The 7,352-nt window shown below is 71.0% G+C and carries 4 protein-coding genes; all 4 read right to left on the minus strand.

Annotation, left to right across the window (positions count from 1 at the left end; genetic code table 11):
• Positions 1-19: 19 nt before the first annotated feature.
• The gene (gene ilvN / locus AB0B28_RS15390; RefSeq protein ID WP_360121206.1) at positions 20-541 is read right to left on the minus strand and encodes an acetolactate synthase small subunit; all 522 of its coding nucleotides are present in this window, start codon (positions 539-541) and stop codon (positions 20-22) included.
• Between the two features lie 74 nt (positions 542-615).
• Positions 616-2,475 (minus strand): acetolactate synthase large subunit, encoded by a 1,860-nt coding sequence (locus tag AB0B28_RS15395; RefSeq protein ID WP_360121208.1) that lies wholly within the window; start codon positions 2,473-2,475, stop codon positions 616-618.
• Between the two features lie 264 nt (positions 2,476-2,739).
• Positions 2,740-5,454, minus strand: coding sequence for an EAL domain-containing protein (locus AB0B28_RS15400; protein WP_360121210.1), 2,715 nt, complete (start codon positions 5,452-5,454; stop codon positions 2,740-2,742).
• A gap of 93 nt (positions 5,455-5,547) precedes the next feature.
• Positions 5,548-7,101 (minus strand): hypothetical protein, encoded by a 1,554-nt coding sequence (locus AB0B28_RS15405; RefSeq protein ID WP_360121212.1) that lies wholly within the window; start codon positions 7,099-7,101, stop codon positions 5,548-5,550.
• Between the last annotated feature and the right edge of the window lie 251 nt (positions 7,102-7,352).

The following is a 7,352-nucleotide window of genomic DNA, read 5'->3' on the forward strand; positions in this document are numbered from 1 at the left end:
GCAAATGCTTCCTTCTTCACTAGCTATTCGGTGAGACGTAGCGGGACAGCGAGGCCATCGACTTGGCGCCGCGCCCCAGCGCGACCGTTCCCGACTGGACGAGCTCCTTGATCCCGAAGGGCTCCAGGACTTCCAGGAACGCCTCGATCTTGTCGGAGTTGCCGGTGACCTCGAACGTGACCGTGTCGGGTGTGACGTCGACCGAGCGAGCCTTGAACAGCTCGGCGGCGGCGATGACCTGGCCGCGGGTGGCGGCGTCGGCGCGGACCTTGACCAGCAGCAGTTCGCGCTGCACGGACGAGCCCGCTTCGAGTTCGACGATCTTCAGGACGTGGATGAGCTTGTTGAGCTGCTTGGTGACCTGCTCCAGCGAACCGGGCTCGACGTCGACCACGATGGTGATGCGGCTGACGCCGGGGTGCTCGGTCTCGCCGACGGCGAGCGAGTCGATGTTGAAGCCGCGCCGGGAGAACAGGGCGGCGACGCGGGCGAGGACGCCGGGCTTGTTCTCGACGAGGACCGAGAGCGTGTGGATGCTCATCAGCGTTCACTCCGGTTCGGGGACGGCATCGCGAAGCGGCGCCGGTGGGCGGGGCGACGGGTGCGGGCGCTCATTTAGATCTGCTCCTCGTCCTCGAAGTTCGGGCGCACGTCCCTGGCGTAGAGGATCTCGTCGTTGGAGACCCCGGCGGGGACCATCGGCCACACCATCGCGTCGGGGCCGACGGTGAAGTCGACCACGACCGGGCGGTCGTTGATCGCGTTGGCCTGCTCGATGATCGGGTCGACGTCCTCGGGGCGCTCGGCCCGCAGGCCGACGCAGCCGAGCGCTTCGGCGAGCTTCACGAAGTCCGGCACCCGCGGCGAGGCCTCGGAGTGGTGCGTGGACAGGTTCGTGTTGGAGTAGCGCTGCTCGTAGAACAGGGTCTGCCACTGGCGGACCATGCCGAGGTTGCCGTTGTTGATGACCGCGACCTTGATCGGGATGCCCTCGATCGCGCAGGTCGCGAGCTCTTGGTTGGTCATCTGGAAGCAGCCGTCGCCGTCGATGGCCCACACCGTGCGGTCCATCCGGCCGAGCTTGGCGCCCATCGCGGCCGGGACCGCGTAGCCCATCGTGCCCAGGCCGCCGGAGTTGAGGAACGTGCCCGGCTGCTCGTAGGAGATGAACTGGCTGGCCCACATCTGGTGCTGGCCCACGCCGGTGGTCCAGATCGTGTCGGCGGGCGCGAGCTGGCCGAGCCGCTCGATGACCGCCTGCGGGGTCAGAAGGCCGTCGTCGATGTCGGTGTAGCCCAGCGGATACCGGGCCTTGAGGTCGTCGAGGGTCTCCCACCAGGTCTTCAGGCGGGCCTTGTCGGCGTCGGCGTAGGCCTCGATCATCGCCGCGATCGCGGCCTTGCAGTCCCCCACGATCGGCACGTCGGCCTCGCGGTTCTTGCCGATCTCGGCCGGGTCGATGTCGACGTGGACGACCTTCGCGTCGGGCGCGAAGCTGTCGAGCTTGCCGGTGACGCGGTCGTCGAAGCGGGCGCCGAGCACGACCAGCAGGTCGGACTTCTGGAGCGCGTGGACGGCCGGGACCGTGCCGTGCATCCCGGGCATGCCCAGGTGCTGCGGGTGCGAGTCGGGGAACGCGCCGCGGGCCATGAGGGTCGTCACGACCGGCGCGCCGGTCAGCTCGGCCAGGGCCAGCAGCTCGCGGTGCGCGTCGGACTTGACCACGCCGCCGCCGACGTAGAGCACGGGGCGCTTGGCCTCGGCGATGAGCGCGGCGGCCTCGCGGATCTGCTTGCCGTGCGGCTGCGTGGTGGGCCGGTAGCCCGGCAGGTCCATCTTGGGCGGCCACGAGAACGAGCCGGTGCCGCTGAGGATGTCCTTGGGGATGTCGACCAGGACCGGGCCGGGGCGCCCGGAGGCGGCCACGTGGAAGGCCTCGGCCAGGACCCGCGGGATCTCCTCGACGGCCGTGACCAGGTAGGAGTGCTTGGTGATCGGCATCGTGATGCCGCAGATGTCGGCCTCCTGGAAGGCGTCCGTGCCGATCGCCGAGGAGGCGACCTGGCCGGTGATGGCCACGATCGGGACCGAGTCCATGTGCGCGTCGGCCAGCGGCGTCACCAGGTTGGTCGCGCCGGGACCGGAGGTCGCCATGCACACCCCGACCTTGCCGGTGGCCATCGCGTAGCCCTGCGCGGCGTGGCCGGCGCCCTGCTCGTGGCGGACGAGGACGTGGCGCACCTGCTCGGAGTCGAGCAGCGGGTCGTAGGCCGGGAGGATCGCGCCGCCCGGAATGCCGAAGACCGCTTCGACCTCGAGCTCTTCGAGCGCGCGGACGACGGCCTGCGCGCCGGTGAGAACGGGCGCGGCGGCCGGAGCGCCGAGCGGGGGAGCGGGCCTGGGTGCCCTGGGCCGGGCGGGCTGAGCCTTGGCAGCCTGCGGCCCTGGCTTCGGTGCCTTCACTGGTGTGCTCATGTCCTTCGTCCAATAGGGAGATATGTGGCTGGTTCGACATGCTGTGTCGTTCCCCGGGCAGAAAAAATCGCCCGCGTGCTAGACGCACGGGGCGAGCGCACCGTCAGAGAACGACGGTGCGCTACATAAGTACTACGATGAGCGGCCGGGCGGCGAAGGCCTCGGTCGCGTTGGAGTCGTAGTTCTGCGGAAGACCTCCACATTCGTGGAGAGACCGCTTCTCGTTCGGCACGCTCCCCAGGATGCACGATTCCGGCCCGTGAGTCAACTTTTCTCAGACTCCGGGACGTCGCTCGGCGTGTCGCGCGGCTCGGGGACGAGCGGCGGCGCGGGAGGGAGGGCCTTGGGCTCCTCGGTGAGCCAGCGCGTCAGGTCGTCCGGTTCCATCGGTTTGGCGAGGAGATAGCCCTGCACGAGCGGGGCTTGGGCGGCGATCATGGCGCTGAGCTGGGTGTCGGTCTCGACGCCTTCGGCGATGACCTCCATGCCGAGGAGGCGGCCGAGTTCGACGGTGACGGCGGCGAGGGGGCCGACGCCGCCGTCGTCCTTGGCGATGAGGTCGCGGTCGATCTTGAGGATGTCGACCGGGAGGCGGTCGAGCTGTCCCAAAGACGAGTAGCCGGACCCGAAGTCGTCCAAGGCGATCCGCACCCCGGCGCCGCGGAGCGCGCCGAGTTGGGCGATGAGGGTGTTCATCTGGTGGGAGAAGTCGTGCTCGGTCACTTCGAGCACGAGGCGTTTGGCGGGGACGCCCGCGGCGATGAGCGCGGTGTTGACCTCGGTGGCGAACAGGTGGGTGTGGAGTTCCTTGACCGAGACGTTGACCGAGATCCAGGCTTTGATCCCGGCGGAGTGCCAGGCCGCGAGCTGTTCGGCGGCGCGGTTGACGGTCCAGACCGCGAGGTCCTGGGTCAGGCCCGATTCGGTCGCGGCGGGGATGAACTCGCCGGGGCTGACCTGGCCGAGGCGGGGGTGGTTCCAGCGCAGGAGGGCTTCGGCGCCGACGATGGTGCGGTCGGCGATCGCGAACACGGGCTGGAAGACCAGGCGCAGTTCGTCGCGGGCGATCGCGCCGCGCAGTTCCTGGGTGAGTTCGTTCTTGCGGCGCACCAGGCGGTCGAACTCGGCGTCGTAGGTCGCGTGGCGGTTCTTGCCCGCTTGTTTGGCCGCGCGCAGGGCGAGGTCTGCGTTGCGCAGGAGGATCTCGGGGTCGCCGAGTCCGTCTGCGGCGGTGGCGATGCCGACCGAGCCGGTGGTGAACACCGTGGACTCGTCGTGGAACTCGTAGGGCTCCCCGAGGCGCGCGACGAGGGCTTTGGCGGTGGCGACGGCTTCGGGTCTGCTGGCGCGCAGGAGGATCGCGAACTCGTCGCCGCCGAGGCGGGCGCCGACGTCGGTGGGGCGCAGGAGTTCCTTGATGCGGCGGGAGACCTCGACGAGCAGTTCGTCGCCGAAGTCGTGGCCGCGGGTGTCGTTGACGTTCTTGAACCCGTCGAGGTCGAGCAGGAGCAGCGCGGTCTGGTGCTCTTCGGCGGCCACGCCGTCTTCGAGGCTCTGGAGGAGCGCGCGGCGGTTGGCCAGGCCGGTGAGGGGGTCGGTGTAGGCCATGCGGGCGAGTTCGGTCTCCAGGCTCCGGCGGGCGCCGACGTCCTCGATGCGGGCCACCAGGCCGCGTACCTGGGGGCGGCCGCGGAGGTCGGTGACCACGGTTTCGGTGTGGTGCCAGCGGCTGTCGACGTCGCGGATGCGGATGTTGAGGTGGGCCTGGCCGGTGTGGCTGAGGCCGTCGAGGAGCGCTCTCAGGTCCTCCCCCGCGCCGCGGCGGTCGTCGATGTGGACCAGGTCGAGGAACGAGGCGCCCAGGCACGGGCCGGACTCGGGGGCGGGCTTGAGGGCCGAGTCCTCGGGGGCCCAGGTGATCTTGAGGTCGGGGTCGAGGACCAGGACCGTGTCGGAGGCGACCCCGACGATGGCCGAGAGTCGCTTCTGGCGGGCGGCGGCCTCGACGGTGACGCGGTGGACGTCGAGGAAGGTGAGGATGAGGCGGGCGGCGAGCGCGGCGGCGGCGGCGAGGCCGACCAGGGCCGCGTCCAGCGGGAGCGGGCCGGAGGCGGCGCCGTTGATGAGGACCGCGGCGGCGGCGATCGCGGCGGCTCCGGCCAGGACGGTGTAGTGGACGCCGGGATAGGAGGGTTTGTCCACTGGGGAGGCTTTGCGGTGGCGCGCGAAGTAGGTGACCGCCAACAGCGCGGTGCAGGTGGCGACCCAAGCCACCGACCACCACAGGACGCGCTCTTCGGGGCGGGTCCACTGCCATGCGGTGTACATGGCGGTGCCGGTGAAGTGGACGGCGAAGACCGCGATGTGGGCGAGGGCGTGGCGGCGGCGCCAGTGGCGGATGCGCAGGGTGGTGGTGAGGCCGACGCCGAGGAGGATGACGCCCATCATGGTGGGGATGATGATGGCGAAGTCGCCGCCGGTGACGTGGCCCCGCTGGGCCTGGAACAGGGGGCGGCCCAGCAGGAGCCACAGCGCGAAGAGGGTGCACAGCCCCACGAACGCGCCGTCGACGAGGCGTCGCTGGACGGCTTTGGGGTCCCATTCGTTGTCGGGCAGGCGCAGCAGCGCGAGGGACCAGACCACGACGGCGGTCGCGAAGCCCGCGCCCGCGACGGTGTCGGCGAGGCCGTTCGGGAGCCAGCACGCGGCGGCCACGGTGGCGGCCGTGGTCTGCATCCCGGCGGCGAGGAGCTGGTAGGTGATGCGGCGGCCGGGTTTGACGTGTCCGGCCGCCCGCCACATGAGGAGCCCGGCCCCGGCCACGCCGATGCTGCCGAGGGCCGCGGCGGTGTCCTGGTCGATCGACGGGAGCGAGGTCTGGGAGCCGACCACGACGGCCGCAGCGAGCACGGAGCACCACACGGCGGCGGTCGCGGTCCACGACAGCAGCTGCCGGACGCGGCGGGGGGTTGGCGTCATCCAAGGGCCCAATCGTAGAAAGCCTCGTGATTTACAGGATGCCGCATGGGTCGAGGTTTACACGCCTAGGGTCGGATCACGCGTGCTCTCGGTTCAGAGGACGCGGGGACGTTCCAGGGGAATGGCCGCTACGAGGTCGTCGAGGGCGGAGCGGTCGGCCGAGTAGGTCTTCGCGGCGCTCTCGTCCTCGGCCGCGGCGGCCTTGGTGGCGTTCACGATCTCGGACCGGAACTTGACGAGCTGCTCGTCGCGGCGGGCGAGGTCTTCGCGGTGGGTCTCCTGGCGGCGGCGCTGCCACAGGACCGGGAAGACGATCGCGAGGACGAACACGACCCCGAGGAACCACTGCTGGACCGAGAGCATGAGCAGCGCGAACGCGCCGAGGGCGATCGCGATGCCCACGGCGGGGGCCGTGGACGGCGCGCCCGCTTCGGCGGAGCGGTTGAAGCGGTCCTCGACCGCGGCGACTTCCTTCTTGTCGGCGCCCGAGGCGGTCACGGTCACCGTGACGCCGCGGCGGCGGAGCTTGGTCTCGGTGGGGACGGGCGCGGGGAGGGTGTGCGCGAGGTGCTCGGCGCGGGCGCGCAGGACCGGGCCGGCGATGTCGAGGGCGAGGCGGCGCAGCGCGACCGGGCCGTCGGGGTCGAGGAGGTCGCGGCGCACGAGCGCGGTGACGGTCCCGGCCGGTTCGGTCCAGGTGGGGCGGCTGTGGCGGGCGGCCTCGCCCAGTTCGAGGGCCTCCATCTCGCGCACGAGCGGCAGCTCGGCCGGGCTGGGCTCCTCGATGAGCTCCTGGAGGTAGTGCTGCCAGTCCACGTCGTCTTGGGGCGCTTCGGGTTCGATGTCCTCGGCGGTGAGGTGGGCGACGAGGGCCGCGCAGCCTTCGGCCCGGCCGCCGGTGGTCACGAACTCGTCGAGCGCGCGGTCCCAGGCCGCGATCTCGGATTCGTCGTCGGCGTCGAAGAGCTGGCGCAGGCGCTGCGTGAGCTGTTCGGCCGCACCGGGACCGAACGCTCCGGCGGCGGTCTGCTCCCACAGGGTCCGCCACCCGGCAGCGACCTGGCCGGGCTCGGTCACGCCGAGGTCGACCGCCTCGCCGAGGAGCCGCAGCACCGCGGCGTCGATGAGGGCGGGCTGCTCGAAGCAGCGGCCCGCGGCGAGGTTGAACAGCTCGGCGCGGATGCCGTCCCTTTCCCCGGCGGCCTCGAACCCGGCCTTGAGGTCGGCGAACGGCAGCGACCGCTGGGTGGGGACCACGCGGTCGCGCAGGACCAGCGGGAGCACCGCTGAGGCGGCGGGCGGGAGCCAGTAGCCGGGCACGTCGTCGAATTCAGGGGAGGGCGCGGGGCGTTCCTCCACCAGAGCGCGGAAGGTCTTGCGGATCTCCTTGCGGGCCTGGTACTCGTCGAATTCGAGGAGCTGGAAGCGCAGCTCGGTCCAGGCGAAGACCTCGTCGATGCGCTCGGCCACGGAGTCGAACTTGGAGCCGACGGCCTTGAGGCTGCGGTCGAACTCGCTGCGGGTCTCCTGGAGCCGCCGGGCCTGGGCGCGGCGCGCGGAGCGCTCGGCGGCCAGTTCCTCGTCGAGCTCGTTGATCGCGTGGCTCTGGCTCAGCTCCGAGCCCCACCAGACGCTGACACGGGACATGGGCTACTCCAGGGGTCGCGGGGGCTGCGGGCGACACCATTGTGCCCGAGGAACGCAAACGGCGGGGTCCCCGAAGGGCCCCGCCGTCTACGAACCGCTAGGGGGTGTTTAAGAACCCCCACCGGCCGCTATCGGGCCCATTCGCCCGCTCGCTTCGTTGTCGGCCGCCCGAATACAACACCGACCCCCGAGCAGCCCGACCTCAACTGGAACCACCCCGACGTGGTCGCCGAGCACGAAGCGGTGCTGCG

This window comes from Glycomyces sp. NPDC046736 (assembly GCF_040645615.1).
Classification (GTDB): Bacteria; Actinomycetota; Actinomycetes; order Mycobacteriales; family Micromonosporaceae; genus Glycomyces.